At 72.7% G+C, this 22,690-nt stretch carries 19 protein-coding genes; 12 read left to right on the forward strand and 7 right to left on the reverse strand.

Annotated features, from left to right (window positions below; all coding sequences use genetic code 11):
- Window positions 1-29: 29 nt before the first annotated feature.
- The 5 genes from ACFY1E_RS11340 to ACFY1E_RS11360 all read left to right on the forward strand — a co-directional run bounded on the left by ACFY1E_RS11340 (window position 30) and on the right by ACFY1E_RS11360 (window position 6,685).
- Window positions 30-1,712, forward strand: a complete 1,683-nt coding sequence (locus ACFY1E_RS11340) for an acyl-CoA dehydrogenase family protein (protein WP_389074113.1) — start codon at window positions 30-32, stop codon at window positions 1,710-1,712.
- A gap of 202 nt (window positions 1,713-1,914) precedes the next feature.
- Window positions 1,915-3,144: an EfeM/EfeO family lipoprotein gene (locus ACFY1E_RS11345; protein ID WP_389074115.1), complete on the forward strand. Its 1,230-nt coding sequence runs from the start codon at window positions 1,915-1,917 to the stop codon at window positions 3,142-3,144.
- On the forward strand, window positions 3,141-3,377 hold the full coding sequence (locus ACFY1E_RS11350) for a hypothetical protein (RefSeq protein WP_389074118.1): 237 nt from the start codon (window positions 3,141-3,143) through the stop codon (window positions 3,375-3,377). Before ACFY1E_RS11345 ends, ACFY1E_RS11350 begins: the two co-directional genes overlap by 4 nt.
- Window positions 3,374-4,597, forward strand: a complete 1,224-nt coding sequence (efeB, locus tag ACFY1E_RS11355; RefSeq protein ID WP_389074120.1) for an iron uptake transporter deferrochelatase/peroxidase subunit — start codon at window positions 3,374-3,376, stop codon at window positions 4,595-4,597. Before ACFY1E_RS11350 ends, efeB begins: the two co-directional genes overlap by 4 nt.
- Before the next feature lie 204 nt (window positions 4,598-4,801).
- A complete protein-coding gene (locus ACFY1E_RS11360; protein WP_389074123.1) occupies window positions 4,802-6,685 on the forward strand; it encodes a phospholipase C in 1,884 nt (627 codons plus the stop codon).
- Between the two features lie 56 nt (window positions 6,686-6,741).
- Here ACFY1E_RS11360 and ACFY1E_RS11365 read toward each other — a convergent pair whose 3' ends face one another.
- From ACFY1E_RS11365 to ACFY1E_RS11375, 3 genes are all read right to left on the reverse strand, one after another.
- On the reverse strand, window positions 6,742-7,965 hold the full coding sequence (locus ACFY1E_RS11365; RefSeq protein WP_389074126.1) for an MFS transporter: 1,224 nt from the start codon (window positions 7,963-7,965) through the stop codon (window positions 6,742-6,744).
- A 171-nt stretch (window positions 7,966-8,136) separates the two neighbouring features.
- A complete protein-coding gene (locus tag ACFY1E_RS11370) occupies window positions 8,137-8,964 on the reverse strand; it encodes an MIP/aquaporin family protein (protein WP_389074128.1) in 828 nt (275 codons plus the stop codon).
- 216 nt (window positions 8,965-9,180) lie between these two features.
- The gene (locus ACFY1E_RS11375) at window positions 9,181-9,765 is read right to left on the reverse strand and encodes a hypothetical protein (RefSeq protein ID WP_389074130.1); all 585 of its coding nucleotides are present in this window, start codon (window positions 9,763-9,765) and stop codon (window positions 9,181-9,183) included.
- Window positions 9,766-10,045: 280 nt separating this feature from the next.
- Here ACFY1E_RS11375 and ACFY1E_RS11380 point away from each other — a divergent pair, with 280 nt between their 5' ends.
- The 4 genes from ACFY1E_RS11380 to ACFY1E_RS11395 all read left to right on the forward strand — a co-directional run bounded on the left by ACFY1E_RS11380 (window position 10,046) and on the right by ACFY1E_RS11395 (window position 13,950).
- Window positions 10,046-11,131, forward strand: coding sequence for a WD40/YVTN/BNR-like repeat-containing protein (locus tag ACFY1E_RS11380; RefSeq protein ID WP_389074133.1), 1,086 nt, complete (start codon window positions 10,046-10,048; stop codon window positions 11,129-11,131).
- Window positions 11,132-11,204: 73 nt separating this feature from the next.
- The gene (locus ACFY1E_RS11385; RefSeq protein ID WP_389074135.1) at window positions 11,205-11,882 is read left to right on the forward strand and encodes a uracil-DNA glycosylase; all 678 of its coding nucleotides are present in this window, start codon (window positions 11,205-11,207) and stop codon (window positions 11,880-11,882) included.
- A 29-nt stretch (window positions 11,883-11,911) separates the two neighbouring features.
- Window positions 11,912-12,907, forward strand: a complete 996-nt coding sequence (locus ACFY1E_RS11390) for an N-acetylglucosamine kinase (protein WP_389074906.1) — start codon at window positions 11,912-11,914, stop codon at window positions 12,905-12,907.
- Window positions 12,908-13,026: 119 nt separating this feature from the next.
- The gene (locus tag ACFY1E_RS11395; RefSeq protein WP_389074138.1) at window positions 13,027-13,950 is read left to right on the forward strand and encodes a sirohydrochlorin chelatase; all 924 of its coding nucleotides are present in this window, start codon (window positions 13,027-13,029) and stop codon (window positions 13,948-13,950) included.
- 227 nt (window positions 13,951-14,177) lie between these two features.
- Here the strand turns inward: ACFY1E_RS11395 and ACFY1E_RS11400 are convergent, their stop codons facing one another.
- From ACFY1E_RS11400 to ACFY1E_RS11410, 3 genes are read right to left on the reverse strand one after another with little or no spacing between them, the layout of a single operon-like run.
- Window positions 14,178-15,212, reverse strand: coding sequence for a lactonase family protein (locus tag ACFY1E_RS11400; protein WP_389074140.1), 1,035 nt, complete (start codon window positions 15,210-15,212; stop codon window positions 14,178-14,180).
- Window positions 15,213-15,249: 37 nt separating this feature from the next.
- Window positions 15,250-15,693, reverse strand: coding sequence for a nitric oxide synthase oxygenase (locus tag ACFY1E_RS11405; RefSeq protein ID WP_389074143.1), 444 nt, complete (start codon window positions 15,691-15,693; stop codon window positions 15,250-15,252).
- 42 nt (window positions 15,694-15,735) lie between these two features.
- On the reverse strand, window positions 15,736-17,229 hold the full coding sequence (locus ACFY1E_RS11410) for an FUSC family protein (protein WP_389074145.1): 1,494 nt from the start codon (window positions 17,227-17,229) through the stop codon (window positions 15,736-15,738).
- A 196-nt stretch (window positions 17,230-17,425) separates the two neighbouring features.
- On the opposite strand from ACFY1E_RS11410, the gene ACFY1E_RS11415 reads away from it, so the two are divergent.
- A complete protein-coding gene (locus ACFY1E_RS11415; RefSeq protein WP_030931193.1) occupies window positions 17,426-17,902 on the forward strand; it encodes an Lrp/AsnC family transcriptional regulator in 477 nt (158 codons plus the stop codon).
- A 31-nt stretch (window positions 17,903-17,933) separates the two neighbouring features.
- The gene (locus tag ACFY1E_RS11420; RefSeq protein ID WP_389074147.1) at window positions 17,934-18,638 is read left to right on the forward strand and encodes an HAD family hydrolase; all 705 of its coding nucleotides are present in this window, start codon (window positions 17,934-17,936) and stop codon (window positions 18,636-18,638) included.
- Window positions 18,639-18,868: 230 nt separating this feature from the next.
- On the opposite strand, the gene ACFY1E_RS11425 is transcribed toward ACFY1E_RS11420, so the two are convergent.
- Window positions 18,869-19,501: a TetR/AcrR family transcriptional regulator gene (locus ACFY1E_RS11425; protein WP_389074150.1), complete on the reverse strand. Its 633-nt coding sequence runs from the start codon at window positions 19,499-19,501 to the stop codon at window positions 18,869-18,871.
- An 87-nt stretch (window positions 19,502-19,588) separates the two neighbouring features.
- Between ACFY1E_RS11425 and ACFY1E_RS11430 the strand changes: the two genes are divergently transcribed.
- Entirely contained in the window at window positions 19,589-22,690 is a 3,102-nt protein-coding gene (locus tag ACFY1E_RS11430; RefSeq protein WP_389074152.1) for a carboxyl transferase domain-containing protein, read from the forward strand.

Raw genomic sequence — 22,690 nt, forward strand, 5'->3', positions numbered from 1 at the left:
CGGCCGCAGGCAAGGTGCAACATGACCGCATGGTCTCGACACCCTCGCCCGCGCAGCCCCGCCGGCAGTACGCCACGCACGACGTCACCAACCAGCCGCCCGCCCTGACGCCGTACGACGCCTCCGAGGACACGGCCCTGCTGGAGGGCCTGCGCCGGGAGGGCGCCGGATGGGCCGAGGAGGACGTCCGGCGGATCGGCCTGCGGGCCGGCAGCGCCGAGGCGCAGGAGTGGGCCGAGCAGGCCAACGTCCACGAGCCGGTGCTGCGCACGCACGACCGCTACGGCAACCGCATCGACGAGGTCGACTTCCATCCCAGCTGGCACCATCTGATGCGGGCCGCGGTCGCCGAGGGCCTGGCCGCCGCTCCGTGGGCGGAGGACCGGCCGGGCGCCCATGTCGCCCGTACCGCGGGCGGGCTGGTGTGGGGGCACACCGAAGCGGGGCACGGCTGTCCCACCTCGATGACATACGCGGCCGTACCCGCCCTGCGGGCGCAGCCCGAGCTCGCGAGGATCTACGAACCCCTGCTGACCAGCCGTGAGTACGAGCCGGGGCTGCGGGTGCCGACGGAGAAGCGCGGCCTGCTCGCCGGCATGGGGATGACCGAGAAGCAGGGCGGCTCCGACGTCCGTACGAACACGACCACGGCGTGGCCGACCGCCGAGCCGGGCGTGTACCAGCTGCGCGGGCACAAGTGGTTCACGTCGGCGCCGATGTGCGACGTCTTCCTGGTGCTGGCGCAGGCATCCCCTCTCAGGGACAAAGGTGGTCTGTCGTGCTTCCTGGTGCCGCGGATCCTGCCCGACGGGAGCCGTAACACCTTCCGCATCCAGCGGCTCAAGGACAAGCTGGGCAACCGGTCCAACGCCTCCTCCGAACCCGAGTTCGACGGGACGGTGGGCTGGCTGGTCGGGCCGGAGGGCCGTGGCGTCAAGACGATCATCGAGATGGTCAACTGCACCCGGCTCGACTGCGTGATGATGTCGGCGACGCTGATGCGCAGGACGCTGGTCGAGGCGGGTCACCATGTGCGCCATCGCAGCGCGTTCGGGGCGCGCCTCGTCGACCAGCCGCTGATGCGCAATGTGCTGGCGGACCTCGCGCTGGAGTCGGAGGCCGCGACGACGCTCGCCCTGCGGCTGGCGGGTGCCGCGGACCGTGCGGTGCGCGGGGATGCGGGGGAGGCGGCGTTCCGGCGGATCGCGACCGCCGTCGGCAAGTACTGGGTGACCAAGCGGGGCCCGGCCTTCACCGCGGAGGCCCTGGAGTGTCTCGGCGGCAACGGCTATGTGGAGGAGTCGGGTATGCCCCGCCACTACCGCGAGGCTCCGCTGCTGTCGATCTGGGAGGGCTCGGGGAACGTCAACGCACTTGATGTCCTACGGGCGCTGAGGCGTGAGCCCGGCACCGCGCAGGCTCTCTTCGACGAGCTCGCCCTGGCGCGGGGCGCGGACGAGCGGCTGGATTCCGCCGTGGTCCGGCTCGAGGGCCTGCTGGCCACCGGGTCCGAGGCCGGTGCCCGCCGCCTGGTGGAGCTGATGGCGCTGACCCTGCAGGCCTCGCTCCTGGTCCGGCACGCCCCGCCCGCCGTCGCCGACGCCTTCTGCGCGACCCGGCTGGGCGGCGACTGGGGACACGCCTTCGGCACTCTGCCGGACGCCGCCGATCTGGACGCCGTGCTGGGGCGGGCGCTGCCGGGCGGAGGTTGAGCCGACGGGGGATGCGGGGCGCCGTGGACCGGGGTTCCTCGCAGGTGAGACGCCGCCACGCTGCCCGACGGGCGGGTGAACCCCGGCCGAATTCTGGCTCTTCCTCCGGTCAGGAAGCGGTCAGGAACGCCGTCGCGGTCCTGCGGCCTGCTTAGGATCATTCGGCGCCGACTCGTTCGTACGACTGTCAAGGAGGGCCGGCATGCCCGACACCGCATCCGGTCCACCCGTTCCCCGGGCCCGGCGGCGCACCGCGCTGCTCGCGGGCGGAGCCCTCGCGGCGGTGGCTGCGCTGACGGCCGGTCTGCTGGCCGCAGGGTGTTCCGGCGCGGGACAGCATCCAGCCAGGGCCGCGGACGGGTTGCGGCACACGACCGTCGAGGTCACGTCCGCCGCCTGCGGCCGCGGCTGGACCCACCCGGAACCCGGCCGTCAGGTCTTCGAGCTGCGCAACACCTCCGGCTCGGCGGCCGAGGTCTATCTGACCGATGCCAAGACGGGCGCCGTCTACGGCGAGGTCGAAGGGCTGGCCCCGGGCACCGAGCGCCCGATACGCGTCACGCTCGGCAAGGGCTCGTACGCCTTCAAGTGCCTGCCCGACGACGCCGACGCCGTCACCGGCCCCACCGTGCACATCACCGGCGGGAACGTGCGGAGCGGTCCGGCCGCCCTCCCGGTGACCCAGCAGCAGCTCATCCCGCCCACACTCGCCTACCAGAGGTGGATCGGGGCCCGCACGGTCGAGCTGGCGGACAAGACCGACGTGCTGCGCGACGCGATCGACCGCGGGGACCTCTCGGCCGCGCGGGCCGACTGGCTTCCCGCACACCTGGTGTACGAGCGGATGGGCGCGGCTTACGGCACCTTCGGTGACGCGGACTCGGCGATCAACGGGACCACGGCGGGACTGTCCGGCGGGGTGCACGACGCGGGCTTCACGGGGTTCCACCGGGTCGAGTACGGGCTGTGGCACGGCGAGCCGGCGAGCAGCCTGCGCGGGCCGGCGGACCGGCTCGCCAAGGCCGTGCACGCCTTGCGCGACGGCTGGCCCGACCAGCGGATGGATCCGGCCGACGTCGGTCTGCGCGCGCACGAGATCGTGGAGAACACCGTGCAGTTCGAGCTGACGGGCCGTACCGACTACGGCAGCGGCACCAATCTGGCCACCGCCCGCGCCAACCTCGACGGCACCGGCGTGCTGCTCGGCTGTCTGCGTCCACTGCTGAAGTCCCGTGACAAAGGCCTGCCCGACCTGGACTCCTGGATGACCCGGGCCCGGCACACGCTCGACGCCGCCGAGCACGACGGCCACTGGACACCGCTGGACCGCCTCTCCCGCGCCCAGCGGGAGAAGCTCGACGCAGACCTGAGCGAACTGGCCGAGCACCTCGCCGCCGTGGCCACCCTCACGGACGTACGGAGAACTGCGTGAGCCCGCCGCAGGACATCACCAGCCCCGGCCTCCTGGCCCCCGCCCAGCCCCGCCGGCACACGGAGCACCACGTGAACCGGCCGCCCGACATCGCACTCCACGGCCCGCCGGCCGCCCTCTCCCCCGCCGCGCGACTCCGCACGCACCGCAAGACCGTCGACACCGACCCGGGAGCGGCAGTCGAGCGACCTCCCGCCCGGCCCGCCTCCACCGGCATACGGAGGACCACGTGACCCCGCCCCCCGACATCGCACGCCGCGGCCTGCTGGCCGCCGCAGCCGCCACTGCCGGGGCCGGGCTTGTGGCCGCCGGTCGTCAGGGCGCGTCGGCCGCCGGGCCGGTGCGTGAGGAGGGGCGCGTGGCCTTTCACGGGCGGCACCAGGCGGGCATCGTCACTCCGGCCCAGCGGGCCACGGCGTTCGTGGCCTTCGACGCGACCGCGGAGAACCGGGGCGAACTGGCGGAGCTGTTGCGTACGGTGACGGACCGGGCCCGGTTCCTCACCTCCGGTGGCAGCCCGGAGGAGTTGGGCATCACCGGGCCGCCCGCCGACTCCGGCACCCTCGGCCCGGACGTCCCGGCGGACGCCCTGACCGTCACCGTGGGCGTCGGCGCCTCGCTCTTCGACGACCGTTACGGCCTGGGCTCCCGCAGGCCGCACCGGCTCACCACGATGCCGTCGTTCCCCGACGACGACCTGGATGCCGCCTGGTGCCACGGCGATCTGAGCGTGCAACTGTGCGCGGCCAACCAGGACACCGTGCTCCACGCCCTGCGCGACCTCACCCGGCACACCCGCGGTGGTATGCAGGTGCGCTGGCGCATGGACGGCTTCATCAGCCCGCCCCGCCCCTCGGGCACGCCCCGCAACCACCTGGGCTTCAAGGACGGCATCGCCAACCCGGACCGGCGCGACGCCCGGACGATGGACCGCCTGGTATGGGTGGGCAGCGGCACCGGCGAGCCCGACTGGGCCGTGGGCGGGAGCTACCAGGTCGTACGGCTGATCCGCATGCTGGTGGAGTTCTGGGACCGGGTCTCGATCACCGAGCAGGAGCGGATGTTCGGCCGCGCCCGGGACACCGGCGCACCCCTGGACGGACGTCACGAGACCGACGCCCCCAACTACCCGCAGGACCCCCAGGGCGATGTGATCCCCCTGGACAGCCACATCCGGCGGGCCAATCCGCGCACCGCCGCCACCGAGGACCAGCGCATCCTGCGGCGCGGCTACAACTACGACCGCGGTACGGACAGCAACGGCAACCTCGACATGGGCCTGCTGTTCTGCTGCTACCAGCAGGACCTCGCCCGCCAGTTCGAGACGGTGCAGAAGAGGCTGGCCGGTGAGCCGCTGGTCGACTACATCACCCCGTTCGGCGGCGGCTACTTCTTCGCCCTGCCCGGTGTCCGGGACGGCTCCGACTGGCTGGGACGCGCCCTGCTGGCCTGATCCCACCCTGCCGATGCCGGTCAAGGGCATGCCAAGAGACAATGAGGATTTCCTGACCGAAGATTCGCTGACGCGTCATTGCCACTCCTCCGCCCCGCCGCCACCATTGCCCAGGATCGAGCCGTAGATGTCATGGCCACGGATCGTGGCAGTGGATTCGGTGGAATTGCAGTGGAATTCCGTGCTCTCGGAAGGCGAGACAGCATGATCGGCACAGGTAGAAGTCCAAGGGCGCGGCGCCGGTTGACGCGCGTAGGCACCCTGCTCGGTGCGGCCGCCCTGGCGAGCGCGGGCGGTGCCGTCCCCGCCTCGGCGGCCTCCGGCGTTCAGGCCGCCTCGGGCGCGCGCACCGCGACACCGATCAAGCACCTGGTGGTGATCTACGACGAGAACATCTCGTTCGACCACTACTTCGCCACGTATCCGAAGGCCGCGAACACCGACGGCACCAAGTTCAAGGCGGCCGCGCACACCCCGAAGGCCGACAACCTCCTCAACGCCGGACTCCTGAAGAACAACCCGAACCTCTACCAGCCCAAGCGGCTGGCCAGTTCGCAGGCCATGACCTGCGACCAGAACCATTCCTACGGCCCCGAGCAGTACGCGGCCGACGGCGGCAAGGCCAACAAGTACGTCGAGAACACCGAGGTCAACAAGTGCAGCGGGCTCTTCGGCGAGCCCGGCCTGGTGATGGACTACTACGACGGCAACACCGTCACGGCGCTGTGGAACTACGCCCAGCACTACGCCCTGAACGACAAGTCGTTCAGCTCGGTCTACGGGCCCTCCACACCCGGCGCGCTCAACCTGATCTCCGGCCAGACGCACGGCGTGATCTCCGTCGACCCGGCCTCCGGCACGGAGGACCCGAAGCAGACCTCGAAGCCCGACCCGTACACGGTCCTCTCCCCCGACGCCAAGGGTGTCGGCACGCTGGTCAACGACCCGGACCCGGCCTTCGACGACTGCTCGGACAAGGACCACACGTCGACCAACGCGCTGGCGGTCATGCAGGGCAAGAACATCGGTGACCTGCTCAACTCCAAGGGTGTGAGCTGGGGCTGGTTCCAGGGCGGCTTCCGGCCTAGCACCGCCTGGGACGGCAAGCAGGGCGACTACGCCAAGTGCGGCGGCACCACCCACGCCAACATCGGCGGCGCGGCATCCGTGGACTACAGCCCGCACCACTCGCCGTTCGAGTACTACAAGTCGACGTCCAACCCTCACCACCTGGCCCCCAAGAGCATCGCCGAGATCGGACACGCCGGCCGGGCCAACCACAACTACGACCTGACGGACTTCGACGCCGCCCTCCAGGCCGGCCGCCTGCCCGCGGTCAGCTTCCTCAAGGCGGCCGAGTACCAGGACGGTCACGCCGGCTACTCGGACCCGATCGACGAGCAGCACTTCCTGGTCAAGGAGATCAACGCGCTGCAGCAGTCGCCGCAGTGGAAGTCCACCGCGGTCGTCGTCGCCTACGACGACTCCGACGGCTGGTACGACCACGTGGCCGCCAAGGTGCTCAACGGCTCCAAGGACTCCACGGTCGGCTCCAACGGCAAGGCCCTGGACAGCCCGGCCTGCCAGTCCGGCCCGGCTGCGGCCGGCGGCTACGCGGACCGCTGCGGCCCCGGCACCCGGCAGCCGCTGCTGGTCATCTCCCCCTACAGCAAGGTCAACTCGATCGACCACACCGCCACCGAGCAGGCGTCGATCACCAGGTTCATCGAGAACAACTGGCACACCGGCCGCATCGGTGACGCCTCCTTCGACCGGCGCTCCGGCTCCCTGAGCGGGCTGTTCGACTTCAAGCACCCCAACAACAAGCAGGTGCTGCTGAACTCGGACGGCTCGGTCAAGTCCGTGAAGGGCATCCCGCACCACAGCGGGACGGTCACCGCCGTCTCCGCGCAGGGCGCCTACCCGCCCTACGTCCAGGACCTCAAGGCGCAGAACGTCGCCGACACCGGTTCGGCCTCCCCGGCGCTCCCGATGGCCCTGGCCGCGGGTCTGCTCACCGCGGGGGCCACCGGCACCGCGTTCGCCCTGCACCGCCGCAAGCGGCGCGTCGGGCACGCCGCGAGCTAGGAGAATCTGCACCGGACGGTCCGCTGGGCGCTCGCCCCGCGGACCGTCCGCGCGTTTCAGGACGTACGCCCCGGCCGGGTGACGGCGAGCAGGACGAGCGCAAGGGCCTGGACGGCCACGGTGACGATGATCAGCGCCGGGATCGAGCGGGAGTACAGGGCTCCCGCGAGGATGCCGCCGATCAGCGTGGCCGCGCCGATGACGGCGGCGAACAGGCCGTACGCGGTGGCGCGGCGACCGGGCGGGACGAGGTCGGCGACGGTGGCCCGCAGGGTCGACTCCTGTACGCCCATGGCGGCGCCCCACAGCAGCGTGCCGGCCACGGTCAGGGCGACGGTGTCGGTGAAGGCCAGCAGGGGCACACCGGCAGCGAGGACGGGCAGTACGGCCAGGGTGCGGGCGCCGTACCGGTCGTAGGCCCAGCCGGTGGCCAGCGCGGCGAGCGCGTCGACGCCCATGGCGGCGGCGTACAGCACCGGCACCGCGGCGGTGGGCAGCAGTTGCCGCTGGACCAGGTGGTAGGAGAGCACGCCGAAGGTCGCGAACCCGGCCAGCGTCGCGGCCGTGAAGGCGGCGTACACCCAGAAGGTGCGCGGCAACCGCGCCCTGCCCGCCTGTCCCACGGCCGCCGCGGGTTCCGCCTCGGGTTCGTAGGCGGCCGGATCCGGCACCCGGTGACGCAGCCACAGCAACAGGGCCAGTACGGCGGCGCCGGGGACGGCCAGCACGCCCAGCGCGGGCGCGTAGTCGTCGCCGGTCGCGGCCAGCACCCCGGCCACCACCAGGGGTCCGATCAGCGCTCCGATCTGGTCCATCGCCTCGTGGACGGCGAAGCCGCGGCCGCGCCCGGTGGCGGCCGCGGCATGCGACAGCAGCGTGTCCTTGGCCGGGGAGCGCACCGCCTTGCCCACGCGTTCGGCGATCACCAGCGCGCTCGCCACCCACAGCACCCCGGCCAGGCCGAGCACCGGCACGGAGACCACCGTGAGCGTGTATCCGGCGATCGTCCACGCCCAGAAGCGGCGGGTGCGGTCGGTCAGCGGCCCGGAGAGCAGCCGCAGCACCAGCGCGGCGGCCTCGCCGACGCCGGTGACCACGCCGACGACCAGGGCGGACGCACCGAGCGAGGCGAGCAGCGGGCCGGTGACGGATCGGGCGCCCTCGTAGACGAAGTCGGCCAGCAGGCTGACGGTGCCGAAGGTGACGACGAACCGCCACGGCCGCATCCCCGGCCCGGCCGCCGCGACCGTCGGCGTGGTCCTGCCGCCCCTCCCGGCCATGCCGTGGCGCTCCTCGCCCGGCGTGCGGGACTTCGTCGCCCTGCGCGAACGGGCGCACACCGCTGCGTACGACGGTAACCGCACTCGTCGGGCCGAGAGCGGCCGGACGGGTGACGGGCCCCCCTCCTGGTGAAGGCCGCCTCCCGCCCGGCTCGATGCGGGCCGTGCCCGCTAGGCCATGTCTTCGCCGTCCGGTGTCGGGATGCGGCCCGGCTCCTGTTCCTCCTCACCGGTCAGGAACTGCGAGATGAAGAACTTGTAGATGGCGGCACCGAGCACACCGCCGACCAGCGGCCCGACGATCGGCACCCAGAAGTAGATGTTGCCGTACTGGTCCCGCCAGGCGGTCCCGTACCCGGTGATGAAGCTGGCGAGCCGCGGCCCGAAGTCACGGGCCGGGTTGATGGCGTAGCCGGCGTCCGTGCCCCAGGCCATGCCGATCGCCACCACCAGGAGACCGATGATGAACGGTGCCAAGTTGGCGCCGGGCGGGGTGTTCATCAGGTCGGTGATGGCGAAGATGACCAGGACCAGGATGGCCGTGCCGATCACCTGGTCGCGCAGCGCGCCGAGTTCGCTCACGGGCAGGGCGCCGTTGCCCGGGAGGGTCGAGAAGACGCCCTGTGTCTTGATGGTGTGGCCGGGGTCGGCCTTGGCGAGGACCTCGGTGTAGTTCCAGCGCACCAGCAGCGCGGCGACGAAAGCCCCCGCGGTCTGCGCCACGACGTACGGCCCGACCTTCTTCCACTCGAAGCCCTTGAAGCAGGCCAGGGCCAGGGTGATGGCGGGGTTGATGTGGGCGCCGCTGAGCCGGGCGGCGACGTAGACGCCCATGGTCACGCCGAGGCCCCAGGCCCAGGCGATGCTGTCGTGATCTCCGATCCCGGCGGCCACGACCTGGGCGACCACACCGCAGCCGAAGAGGATCAGGATCATGGTGCCCAGGAACTCCGCCGACAGTTCGCCGACCAGTTCCCTTCTGGAAGTCTGCTCCGCCATGAGGCACCGCCTTCCGCCAGAAATGGTTGTGTCCGCGAGGGTAGTTCTCCGGCGCGAGGCGTCCAGGGGCCCAGCATCAACTGGAGTAACCGCCACCACTTCGGCCCTGGGGCTACGCCTGTGTGCCGCCTCGAGGGCGTCACCTACGACGATGGCACAGGGACCCGGAACCCGCAGCGCGACGACCCCCGGCGGTTCTGTCGGGAGGCGTCCTCGTCAGCTCGTCTTGCGCCCCCACAGCGGTCCGAAGCGGGCCCACTCGGTGTCCCACTGCGACATGCGGCGGCGTTCCAGGCGCCCGCACAGGACACGTCCGCCGACGAAGGGCGCCGCAGCCGCGGTCATGCCCACCAGCGCGCCGATCAGCGAGGACCGCAGCTGGGCCTGGGCGGCGGTGGCGGGCCGGGAGACGAGGTGGCCCTGCAGGTCGGTCCAGACGGTGACCGCCGTGCCGGCGCTGCTGCCGGGGCCGACCCGGACCTGACCGGTGTGCGTGGTGCCGTCCGGGGCGGTCCAGCGCACGTTTCCCCACACCCGGTCGCCGCTGAACGTGGCGGGGTGGTCGGAGGCCGAACCGGGCGCCTTCTCCGTCAGCCGCGCCGCGACCTGCCGCCACTCGACGCGCTCGCGGGCCAGACCGTCCTCGACGGACCTCGTGGTCGCCAGACCCGCGAGCACACCGACCAGGACGGTGACCAGCCAGGTACCGAGAACGACCCACGCCTCCACCGCGTCGGCGCGACGCCTCAGCGGATTGCGCCGCCAGCGCCACAGCCACACCTTCGGACCACGGAACGCCATCGAAGGCATCCTCCTCATGAGCGCACGATCATCCGGAACCTCCCTCCCATACGGGCGAAGGCCGCCGGATGCTCAGGTCGACTCCACCGACTCGACCGTCGCCTGCGTCACCTCGCTCGCGCAGGTGTCCTCGCAAGCGGGGCCGGTCATCGCCTCCCGATCCGCCGACACCGCCTTGACCTGCAGAGATGCTGATGCAGAGGAGGACTGTCAGTGGTGGGGTGCAGACTGGCCGATGTCTGGGACAGAGCCGTCACAGACACAGCGGAGGTGATTCGGCATGACCGAGGTACTGCTCGCCGTGGGCACGCGCAAAGGCCTGTTCATCGGGCGTCGGCGAGGTGGCGCATGGGAGTTCGACGAGACCCCCTACTTCAACGCGCAGGCCGTGTACTCGGTCGCGATCGACACCCGCGGCGACCGTCCGCGTCTGCTGGCCGGCGGCGACAGCGCCCACTGGGGCCCATCCGTGTTCCACTCCGACGACCTGGGCCGCACCTGGACGGAACCGGCCCGGCCGGCCGTCAAGTTCCCCAAGGACACCGGGGCTTCGCTGGAGCGGGTGTGGCAGCTGCATCCGGCGGCCGCGGAACAGGACGTGGTGTACGCGGGCACGGAGCCGGCCGCCCTGTACCGCTCGGAGGACCGCGGGGAGACCTTCGAGCTGGTGCGGCCCCTGTGGGAGCACCCCACGCGCTCGAAGTGGGTGCCGGGCGGCGGCGGTGAGGGCCTGCACACCGTGCTCACCGACAAGCGCGACCCGCAGGCGGTGACCGTCGCCGTCTCCACGGCCGGGGTGTTCAGGACCACTGACGGCGGGGCGAGTTGGGCGCCGTCCAACTCCGGTGTCTCCGCGGTGTTCCTGCCGGATCCGAACCCGGAGTTCGGGCAGTGCGTGCACAAGGTCGCGCGGGACGCGGCCAACCCGGACCGGCTGTATCTGCAGAACCACTGGGGCGTGTACCGCAGCGACGACGCGGGCGGGCACTGGAGCGACATCGGCGAAGGGCTGCCGTCCACCTTCGGCTTCGCCGCGGCCGCACACCCGCACCGCGGCGACACGGCGTATGTGTTCCCGATCAACGCGGACGCGGACCGGGTGCCCGCCGGCCGCCGCTGCCGGGTCTTCCGCACGGCCGACGCGGGCAAGATCTGGGAGCCGTTGTCCGCGGGCCTGCCGCATGAGGACCACTACGGCACGGTGCTGCGCGACGCGCTGTGCACCGACGGCGCTGACCCTGCGGGCGTTTACTTCGGCAACCGCAACGGCGAGGTGTACGCATCGGCCGACGACGGCGACAGCTGGCGGCAGTTGGCCTCGCATCTGCCGGATGTGCTGTGCGTGCGGGCCGCGGTGATCGGATGAGTGCTGCGGGGGGAGCGCACGCCCTTGGCCACCGGTTGATCTCTGCTGCCCGTACGGCAGTAGGGTGACGCCCGTGGCACCACGACCGTTGCATGAAATCGTCGAAGCGGGCTGGGCGAAGGCCCTGGAACCGGTGGCCGGACGGATCGCCGAGATGGGGGACTTCCTGCGCGCGGAGATCTCCGCGGGGCGCACCTATCTTCCGGCCGGAGCGAATGTTCTGCGGGCCTTCCAGCAACCCTTCGACGAGGTACGGGTCCTGATCGTCGGCCAGGACCCGTATCCCACGCCGGGGCACGCCGTGGGGCTGTCGTTCTCGGTGGCGCCCGAGGTGCGTCCGCTGCCCGGCAGTCTCATCAACATCTACCGGGAGTTGACCACCGACCTGGGCCTGCCCCAGCCGTCCAACGGGGATCTGACGCCGTGGACACAGCAGGGCGTGCTGCTGCTCAACAGGGCGCTGACCACCGCCCCGCGCAAACCGGGCGCGCACCGCGGCAAAGGCTGGGAGGAAGTCACCGAGCAGGCCATTCGGGCCCTCGCCGGGCGCGGCAAGCCTCTGGTGTCCATCCTCTGGGGCCGGGACGCCCGCAATCTGCGCCCGCTGCTCGGCAGCCTCCCGTCGGTGGAGTCCGCCCACCCGTCCCCGATGTCGGCCGACCGCGGCTTCTTCGGCTCGCGTCCCTTCAGCCGGGCCAACGACCTGCTGATCAGACAGGGCGGGCAGCCGGTGGACTGGCGTCTGCCGTGAGCGGTGCGGGGGACGGACCGGGTACGGACGTGGCGGCGCACGGGACGCGGGCCGGCACGACGGGAATCCTCGCGGTCGACTCGGGGGGCTCGGGTCTGCGGGTCGTCGTCAAGCGCACGGACGGCGGTCCGCCGGCCCAGCGGGAGTCCCGGGAACCGGTGCGCACCGGAGCCCGGGGGATCGATCCGGGCCATCTCATGGCCCAAATCGCGCCAATGGTACGGGAGTTGATTTCAGAGACCGGTGTCTCCGCACTGAGCACGGCCGTCGTGGGTGCCGCCGGGCTCGCCTCCCTCGGCGATGCCCTGCGTGCCGAACTCCCCGGTGCGCTGGGCCGGGAGTTCGGCATCCGCTCCGTCGCCCTCGTCGCCGACGCCGTCACCGCCTATGTCGGCGCCCTCGGGCCCCGCCCGGGCGCCGTGGTCGCGGCCGGGACGGGCCTGATCGCCATCGGTACGGACCTGACGCGCTGGCACCGCGCGGACGGCTGGGGGCATCTGCTGGGCGACTGCGGCAGCGGCGCCTGGATCGGACGGGCCGGGCTGGAGGCGGCCCTGCGTGCGTTCGACGGAAGACCCGGCGGTTCGACCGGCTTGCTGGCCCGCGCCGAGGAGGTGTTCGGTCCGATGCCGGGGCTGCCGGGCAGGCTCTACCCGCGCCAGGACCGGCCCGCCGTGCTCGCCTCCTTCGCACCCCAGGTGGCCGCCTGCGCCGACGGCGACCCGGTCGCCGCCGGCATCCTGCGCGCGGCGGCCCGGCACATGGCGGAGTCCGCGGCCGCGGTCTGTCCACCCGCGGGAGACGCTCACGTTGCCGTCACAGGCGGCCTGTTCAAGATGGGCGATCCTCTGCTCGTCCCCCTCATGGAAGAGCTGTCGCAGCGGCTGCCGCACGCACCGCTGGTGGCGGCCGCCGGCGATCCACTGGCCGGCTCGGTGCGTATCGCCGACGATCTCGCGGCGGGAACACTCACTCTCCCGAGTGATGAAGCAATGCTGAGCGTGATGACCGGCGACGACGGCTGATCTCCGGACGCCCCAAGCTTCTGATCCGTATGTAACTCATCAGACAAAATGGGACAGAAACCGCTCACCTGCACCCTCCCCGAACAGGGGAGCCCAGGAAGCCAGTAACATGCGTCGCCATGAGCTCCCCCACTGGGCCCGCGTCCGGCCTGCCAGTACGAATGCCGCGACCTCGCCAGCCCGGGCGGCACCGCCGACCCGAGCCGCTGGCGGCTCCTGAGGGCGCGCCCGCGCTCGTCCTCGCGGTGCCGGGCACTCCCGGCGCCCCCACGCGCAGCCTCGCCGAGGAGGTCGTGAGCATCGCCCGCTCCGAGCTCCCCGGCCTCGATGCGCGGATCGGGTACCTGGACGGGGACGAGGCGGAGTTCCCCACGCTGCAGGCCGTGCTCGCGCACGCCTCCGAGGAGCGTGCCGCCCGCTTCGAGCACGCCCGCGCCGCCGGCCTGGACGTCAAGGAGCCGGACGGCCCCGTCGCCGTCGTCGTGCCGCTGCTGGCCGGCCCCGACGGCGCGCTGCTGCGCCGGATCCGCCAGGCCGTGATGGACAGCCGTGTCGCGGCCGACCTCACCGACGTGCTGGGCCCGCACCCGCTGCTCGCCGAGGCGCTGCACGTGCGCCTGTCGGAGGCCGGACTGGCCCGTGCCGACCGCGCCCGCCTGTTCACCGTGGCGACCGCGGCGGACGGCATCATCCTGGCCTCGGTGGGTGGTGACGAGGCCGTTCAGGCGGCCGGGATCACCGGCATGCTGCTCGCCGCACGTCTCGCCGTGCCGGTGATGGCGGCGGCGCTGGACCAGGACGGCTCGATCGCGGCCGTCGCCGAGCAGCTGCGCGGCTCGGGTTCGCAGCAGCTGGCGCTCGCGCCGTACCTGATAGGGCCGGAGATCGACCCGGGCCTGATCGAGGAGGCGGCCAAGGAGGCGGGCTGCTCCGCCGCCGAGGCGCTCGGCCCGTACCCGGCGATCGGCAAGCTCGCACTGGCCAAGTACACGACGGCGCTGGGTATCGCCCCGCCGCAGCCGCAGGGGACGCCGGTGCGCTGAGGCGTGCGGCAGCTTCGCTGCCAAAGATGTACGAACGCCGAAGGGCCCGCTCCAGTGCTTGGAGCGGGCCCTTCGGCGTTCACCCGTGGCCCGTGTCCGTCACCGCCGCGGCGCGAAATGCCATCGATCGTCTGCGGACCCGTCGTGGCTGGTCGCGCCCACGGGCGGAGCCGCAGATCGATACAGCCCCGCGCCCCTTCGGTGCGCGGCCACACCGACCGACCTGCTCAGCCGAACACCACGCAGGACGCCGCAGGGACCGCCAGGGAACCCTCGTAGCGCGGCAGGCCTGTGGAGGGGTCGAGGGCGAACCAGGTCACCTCGCCGGAGCGTTCGTTGGCGACGTACAGGAATCCGTCCGACTCGGCGATCGCGCGGGGCCAGTGGCCGCCGCAGGGGACCGTGCCGATCAGGCGGAGCTCGTCGCCCTCGACGGCGAAGGTGGACAGGACGTCCTCGCCGCGGGTGGCGGTCCACACGAAGCGGCCGTCGGGGGAGGCGACGATGCCGGACGGGTAGGCGTCGCCGGTCGGGGCGCCGGGGAGCACATGCCGCTCGGTCAGCGGTTCCAGGGAACCGGTCACGGCGTCCCAGTGACAGACGGTGACCGTCGGCGTCAGTTCGTTGAGAACGTACGCGCGCGTGCCGTCCGGGTGGAAGGCCAGGTGGCGCGGCCCGGAGCCGGGTCGCAGGGCGATCTCCCGGTGCACTTCGAGGCGGCCGCCGGTCAGTGTGCAGACCCGGACCGAGTCCGTGCCCAGGTCGACGCTGACGGCCCACCGCCCGCTCGGGTCGGGCTGCACCTGGTGCGCGTGCGGCCCCTGCTGGCGCAGGGTGTGCGGGCCCGAGCCCTTGTGCTGGAGGACGTCGGAGGCTGCGCCGGCGAGGGTGCCGTCGGAGCGGACGGGCACGGCGGTGACGCTGCCGGAGCCGTAGTTGGCGGTCAGGACGTGCCCGTCGAACACGCTGAGGTGCGTCGGGGTGTTGCCGCCGACCGGAACCGGCGCCCCGGCCTTCTCCGGCCGGTCTCCCGTCACCCGGTACGCGGCCACCGCGCCTTCGGCGGTCTCGCTGACCGCGTAGAGGGTCCGCCCGTCGGGTGCCGGTGCCAGGTAGGAGGGGTCGGGGACGCCGTCCACGCTGCTCAGCGCGGTCAGCGCACCGCTGTCCGGGGCTACGGCCGCGGTCACGATCCCGGGGCCTCCCGCCGCCGTGAACGACCCGATGAAGGCCCGCTGTCGCCGCCCGTCGCCGTCTGTCACCGCTGTCCCCTCTCGGTCCTGTGCCGTCGGGGCGACGTTAGCAGTCGATCACCAGCGGTCTAGACCATACGCGGGGTATTTGACCAGGCCGCAACCGAGGCGTCTGTCTCGCGGCGGGCTCGCGCGAGGGAGTAGCACGATCCACCACCGGTCGGCGCCCACCCGCGGGGGTCAGCGCGCGGTCCTTCCAGAGCGTCTCGTCGGTCCGGATGTCGAAGCCGAGACGGCCGGCGATCTGCGGCAGGACGTCGAAGGAGGTACCGGGGCCGCCGAGACGGAAGACGGGGCCGGTGATGTCGGCGTTGCGCGCGTCGCCGGCGTGGCGGACGAGCTGTTCGTTCCATCTGCGAGGTCCGGGGCGGCCGGGTGCGTCGGGCGCGAACACCGGGATGAGGGCGCAAGCCCGGCCGTCGCGGGTGGCCTCCCGCAGATGCCCGGCGTACGCCTCGGCCCCGGCGTCCGCACCGCGCGCCGGACACACCCACCCCCTACATGGCCGACAAGAGTGCCTCGGCGCGGGGGCTCACGCCCCTACGAGCGGCGAACCGGACGGCGTCCGCAGCGGGGTGGCCAGTTCCGCGAGGGCCCGCTCCAGGCCGTGCAGGTGGGCCAGCGCGGGTTCCGCCGCGGGGGCCTCGGCGGCGATGTCGAGGCGGGCGTGTTCGCCACCGGTGAGCGCCTCCACCGCCGCCTCCACGCGCCAGCAGGCGGCTGCCAGTCGGGCGTCGTGGGAGGCCTCCGGGTCGGCGGCGACGGCGACCAGGCCGCGGGTCTCGCGGGCGCAGTCGTCGAGCAGGTCCAGCACCCGGCGGGCGCGTCGTTTGCGGCCGAGCATCGGGTTGAGCGGGTGGACGAGGGGTGCGACGGACAGCCGTACGCGGCCGAGGAGTTGCTCCAGTTCCGCGATCCGCCGCGCCGGGTCGGCGGTCGTGGAGCCCGCGAGGCGGGCGGCGGCCTCTGCCGTGCAGGCGTGGACGCAGCGCAGGGCGCGCTGGATCCAGGCGTCGGTGATGGAGTGCGTGGTGACGGGCAGGACGAAGAGCACGGCGAGTACGGCCCCGAGCGCGCCGACGCCGGTCTCCGCGAGGCGCAGAGCGAGCAGACCCGGGTTCAGCACGCCCAGGAGGCCGTAGAGGAGTTCGGCGAGGAGCGTGACCCAGAGCATCATCCAGGTGTACGACACCGCGGCCGTGTAGAAGATGCCGAAGACGCAGACGGCGAGGAGCGCGGCCGTGGGAAAGGCGGCTCCGTGCAGGGGGACGGCGATCAGCGGGCCGAGGGCGATCCCGATCACCGTGCCGAGGACGCGGCGGAAGCCGCGGACCAGGGTCTCGCCGCGCGAGGCGGTGTTGACGAAGATCCACCAGGTGGCGCCGACGGCCCAGTACCAGCGCTGCCCGGATACCAGCTGGCCCACCACCAGAGCGAAGCCCGCGCCGGCGGTGGCCTGGACCGCCTGGCGGGTGGTGACGCGGGCCAGGCCGGTGCCGGCGGGCGGGGCGGGCACGGGCGCCGGGGGCAGCTTGGCCTCGTAGCACCACAGGCCGAAGCGGACCGCGGAGGCGCTGAGCACGGAAAGGAGGACGGCGGCATACAGCTCGGGCAGGCGGTCCGTGGTGGCGTGCAGGAACTGCGCCACGAAGTAGGTCATGAACGCGAAGACACCGAGGCTGTGCCCGCGCGGCCCGAAGCGGCGCACGTACACGCCCGCGCCGATCACGGCGAGGAACGTGAGGTCGCGGGCCACCGGGTGGTCGTGCAGTGCGGCCGCGGCGGCGAGCACGGGCAGCCCGACGGCGGGCAGCAGCGTGGTGGTGACGGCCTGTCCGCGGACGGTGGCGTCCATGACGGTGAACAGGGCGAGCAGCGCGGCCAGCCCGCCGGTGACGGCACCGGCGAGGGAGAGCCCGGCCAGGGAGCAGACGACGACCGCGAGCGCGATGCCGAGGACGGCCCGCGCTGCGAAGCGCAGCCGCATCCGCCCCGGATCCGGCGCCACGAACACCCTCTTCAGCACTGCGTCCCACCCCTCGCACATCACCGGCATGAAAAAGGCGCCACGGGGTCCGCAGCGCCATCGACGTGAACATTGCAGCATCAAGGCGTCGGCTGGCTCAAGCGGCCTCGAATATGCTGGACCATTGGCACAGACATATCGGTCCGTCGGCGGCCAGGAGCGAGCCAACGGACCAGGCACGAGGAGGCCGGGCACCATGGCCGTCGACGAGCTCGACACCCGCATCCTGCGGCTGCTGATGGAGCAGCCGCGTACGAGCGTGCGCGAGTACGCCCGGATCCTGGGCGTCGCCCGCGGCACCCTCCAGGCCCGCCTCGACCGGCTGGAGCGGGACGGCGTGATCACCGGAACGGGTCCGACGCTCTCCCCCGCCGCGCTCGGCCACCCGGTGCTCGCGTTCGTGCACATCGAGGTCACCCAGGGGCATCTGGACGACGTGGGAGAGGCGCTGGCCTCCGTGCCGGAGATCGTCGAGGCCTTCTCGATCACCGGCGGCGGCGACCTGCTGACCCGGGTGGTGGCGCGCGACAACGCCCATCTGGAGGACGTCATCCAGAAGCTGATCAGCCTGCCGGGCGTCGTCCGCACCCGCACCGAGGTGGCGCTGCGCGAGCGTGTCCCGCAGCGGCTGCTGCCGCTGGTCGAGTCGATCGGCCGAGCGGCCCGCAAATGACCTTGCTCTGGTGCGCTGCCATGCTGGAACCATGAGCAAGCTCGGCGCCACTTCGGTCATCTTCGATCTCGACGGAACACTCGTGGACAGCGAGCCGAACTACTACGAGGCGGGCCGCCAGACCCTCGCCGAGCACGGCGTCCCGGACTTCACATGGGCGGAGCACGAGGGGTACGTCGGCGTCAGCACGCTGGAGACGGCCGTCCTGTGGAAGCAGAAGTACGGCCTGGCGGCCCCCGTCGCCGAGCTTCTCGCCGACACCGACCGCCGCTATCTGGAGCTGGCCCGCGCCGCCACGCACACGTACCCGGAGATGCGGAAGTTCGTCGAACTGCTCGCGACGGAGGGCGTGCCGATGGCCGTGGCCTCGGGGTCCTCGCCGGAGGCGATCGAGGCGATCCTCGCCGGTACCGGCCTGGACACATATCTGCGCACCGTCGTCTCGGCCGACGAGGTGCCCCGCGGCAAACCGGCCCCGGACGTCTTCCTGGAGGCGGCCCGCCGCCTCGGGGCGGCCCCGGCCGACTGTGTGGTCCTGGAGGACGCCGCCCCCGGCGCCGCAGCAGCGCACGCCGCCGGCATGCGCTGCATCGCGATCCCGTACGTCGCCGCACAGGCCGACGCCTCGGAGTTCGCCACCGCGGACCTGCTGCTGCGCGGCGGTCAGGAGGAGTTCACGGCGCGGGGCACGTACGACTGGCTCGTGCGCTCAGCGGCGTGGTCGAGTTCGCGGTAGGTGAGCGTCCGCCCGTGGGCGATGAACCCCGTGGGCGATGAACCCCGTGGGCGATGAACGCGGGCCGGTCGGGTGTCTCGTGAGTCCACTGGCGTACGTATCCCGGCACCGTCCGCTCGCCGGCGCGATGGGTCGTGGTGTCCGGCTGCCTGCTCCGCCGCGACTTCGCCCAGCGGGCGCGCAGGTCGGCGAGGTAGGCGTCGGTGCGTGGCGTCGGCGTCATGGTGCGGCTACTCCTGACGTGTTCGGGCGGCTCCGAGCAGGTGCAGATACATGGCGGTGACGTCGCGCACGGCGTCCTCGTAGGTGCCGGGGTGCGCGGCGACACGGCGGGCGAACTCGACGCACATGCCGCCCACCGCACGGGCCAGTGCCAGGGGTTCGGCGGCAGGTGCGGCAAGGCCGCCGTCGGTGAGGCGGCGGATGTAGCGGGCGTGGCGGTGAACGGGCCGTTCGCGGATCTCGTCCCACAGTCGCGCCATGGCAGGGTCGGTGCGCGCCTGCTGCTCCAGCAGGCCCAGCAGCGGCTGGTGTCGGGCGTAGGCGGCGATGAAGGCGCCGATGGAGGCCTCGGCGACGGCGTGCGGATCGTCCGTGTCGACGCCTGGCACCTCCTGTGCCGCGAGGAACGCGTCCCGTACACGGACCGCCAGGACGCGGAAGATCTCCTCCTTGGAGGCGAAGTACACGTAGAAGCCCGCCCGGGAGACCTCCGCTTCCGCCGTGATGTCGGCGACGGTGGCCGGGCCGAGGCCGAGCCGCGCGAAGACGGCCTCGGCGGCGTCCAGGAGCCGGGCGCGGGCCGGGGCCTCGGTGCGGTCGCGGGCGGTGCGGACCGCCCAGGCCTTGTGTGTGCGTGCCACACCGGGAGCGTATTGACGTTGACGTCAATGTCAATGAGCATGGCGGGGCCGGTCGATGAGGTCCGCCGAGGTCCGTGGAGGGCTCCCATGGGTAGTGCCGCCGTGCTCGTCGCCAACCGCGGGGAGATCGCCGTACGCGTCCTGCGGGCCGCCTCGGAGGCCGGGCTGCGCACGGTCGCGGTGTACGCCGAGGGCGACGACGCGCACGCCCGCCTGGCCGACGAGGCCGTCCCGTTGGGCGACTACCTCGACGGCGGCGCACTGCTCGCCGCCGCGCGCGGCACCGGCTGCGACTTCCTGCATCCCGGGTACGGCTTTCTGAGCGAGGACGCCGCCTTCGCGCGCCGCTGCGCCGACGCGGGGGTGACTTTCGTCGGGCCCACGCCCGAGGTGCTGGCGGTCTTCGGGGACAAGGCGCAAGCGCGTGAGTTCGCCGCCGAGGCGGGGGTTCCCGTGCTCGCCGGGGCCGACGGCCCGGACGGGGCGCGGGAGCTGCTGACCGCCGGGCCCGTGATGATCAAGGCGGTGGGCGGGGGCGGCGGACGCGGCATGCGGGTCGTACGGCGGGCCGAGGAGCTGGACGAGGCCTGGGAGCGGTGTGCCTCGGAGGCCCAACAAGGCTTCGGGACGGGCGAGTTGTATGCGGAACGGCTGCTGGAGGGCGCCCGGCACATCGAGGTCCAGGTCGTCGGGGACACGGTCGGCGCCGTCACACATCTGTGGGACCGGGACTGCAGTGCGCAGCGCCGTCACCAGAAGGTGATCGAGATCGCGCCCGCGCCCGAGCTCCCCGAGGACACCAGGGAGCGGATCCTCGGCGCCGCACTGCGGATGGCCCGCGCCGCCCGCTGTTCGAGCCTGGTCACCTTCGAATTCTTGCTCCGGGACGAGGAGTTCTGGTTCATCGAGGCCAATCCGCGCCTTCAGGTGGAGCACACGGTCACCGAGGAGGTGACAGGGGTGGACCTGGTCGCCGTGCAGCTGCGCCTGGCGGCCGGGGCCACGCTGGACGAGCTGGGGCTGTCGGGGCCGCCGGCTGCGCCGCGCGGTTTTGCCGTGCAGGCGCGGGTCACGGCCGAGGGGGCGGGGCGGATCACGCGGTTCGACCTGCCGTCGGGGCCCGGTGTGCGGGTCGACACGGCGATCCGCGCCGGGGCCGAAGTCGGGGTCCGGTACGACCCGTTGCTCGCCAAGGTGGTCGCGCACGTCCCGGCGGGCGATGCGGAGGCGGCTTGCGCGCGAGCGCGGCGGGCGTTGGGCGAGTTCGCGTTGGAGGGGGTGCGGACGGGGATCCCGCTGCTGCGGGAGGTGCTGGCCCGGCCGCGTTTCTGGGCGCACACGGGGGTGGTGGCCGAGCTTGCGCAGGCCCACGTCGTTCCCGAGGAGGCGGCCACGGACGGCACGGTCGTCGCGCCGCTCAGCGGCACCGTCGTCTCCGTCGACGTCTCCCCCGGCGAACCGGTGCGGGCAGGACAGCAGTTGCTGGTGCTGGAAGCGATGAAGATGGAGCACGTGGTGCGGGCTCCCGGGGCTGGGGTGGTACGGCTGGTGCACGCGCGCGTGGGCGAAACGGTCGGCGCCGGCTCCCCGTTGGCCGGCCTGGACGACCTCACCGGCGCACAGGGCGAGGGGCCCGCGGCGGAGCCGGTCGATCCGGATGCCGTGCGTGCGGACCTCGCCGAGGTCGTACGGCGGCACTCCTTCGGCCTCGACGAGAACCGGCCGGAGGCGGTCGCGGGGCGGCACGCCCTGGGCAGACGCACCGCCCGCGAGAACATCGAGGACCTGTGCGACACGGGCACCTTCACCGAGTTCGGCGCCCTGGCGATCGCCGCCCAGCGCAGCCGCCGCTCGCTGGACGACCTGATCCGGTCGACGCCGGCCGACGGCATGGTCACCGGCACCGGGCAGATCAACGGCCGGCCGTGCGTGGCGATGTCGTACGACTACACGGTTCTCGCCGGCACCCAGGGGCTGCAGAACCACCGCAAGACGGATCGGATGCTGGAGCTCGCCGAGGAGCGGCGGCTGCCCGTGGTGCTGTTCGCGGAAGGCGGTGGCGGGCGGCCCGGGGACACCGACACCACGGCGGTGGCGGGCCTCGACGTGACCACCTTCCAGCGGATGGGGCGGCTCAGCGGGCTGGTGCCGCTGGTGGGCATCGTCTCGGGGCGGTGTTTCGCCGGTAACGCGGCGCTGCTGGGCTGCTGCGACGTCGTGATCGCCACGCCCGACGCGACGATCGGGATGGGCGGGCCCGCGATGATCGAGGGCGGCGGGCTCGGGGTGTTCCGGCCGGAGGAGGTGGGCCCGCTGTCGGTGCAGGTGCCCAACGGGGTGGTGGACCTCGCGGTCGCCGACGAGGCGGAGGCCGTGCGGATGGCGCGGCGGTATCTGTCGTACTTCCAAGGAGAGCAGGAAAGCTGGGAGGCGCCCGATCAGCGGCTGCTGCGCCAGGTGGTGCCGCAGAACCGGCGGCGGGCCTACGACGTACGGGCGGCCGTCACCGGGCTCGCGGACACGGACTCGGTGCTGGAACTGCGGCCGGAGTTCGGCGTGGGCGTGCTCACCTGTCTCGTGCGCATCGAGGGGCGGCCGCTGGGGCTCCTGGCCAGCAACCCGGCGCATCTGGGCGGGGCGATCGACCGGGACGCGGCCGACAAGGCGGCACGGTTCCTGCAGTTGTGCGACGCGTTCGGGCTGCCGGTGGTCTCGCTGTGCGACACACCGGGGTTCATGGTCGGCCCGGACGCCGAACGGACCGCCACCGTGCGGCACTTCGCCCGGCTGTTCGTGACGGGCGCCAATCTGCGGGTGCCGCTGGTGAGCCTGGTGCTGCGCAAGGCGTACGGGCTCGGGGCGATGGCCATGATGGGCGGCTCGACGCGGGCCCCGCTGGCCACGGCGGCCTGGCCGAGCGGCGAGTTCGGCGGGATGGGTCTTGAGGGCGCGGTGCGGCTCGGCTACCGCAGGGAGCTGGCCGCGATCGCCGACCCGGCCGAGCGTGCGCGTGTCTTCGAGGAGCGGGTCGCCGAGTTGTACGAACGCGGGAAGGCGGTCAACGCGGCGGCCGCGCTGGAGATCGACGCGGTGATCGACCCGGCCGGGTCGCGGGCCTGGATCCTTGCGGCGCTGGAGCGGTGCCCTGTTCCGGAGGCAGGGCACCGCCCGTTCGTCGACACCTGGTGA

The organism is Streptomyces sp. NPDC001604, assembly GCF_042893475.1.
GTDB lineage: Bacteria > Actinomycetota > Actinomycetes > Streptomycetales > Streptomycetaceae > Streptomyces.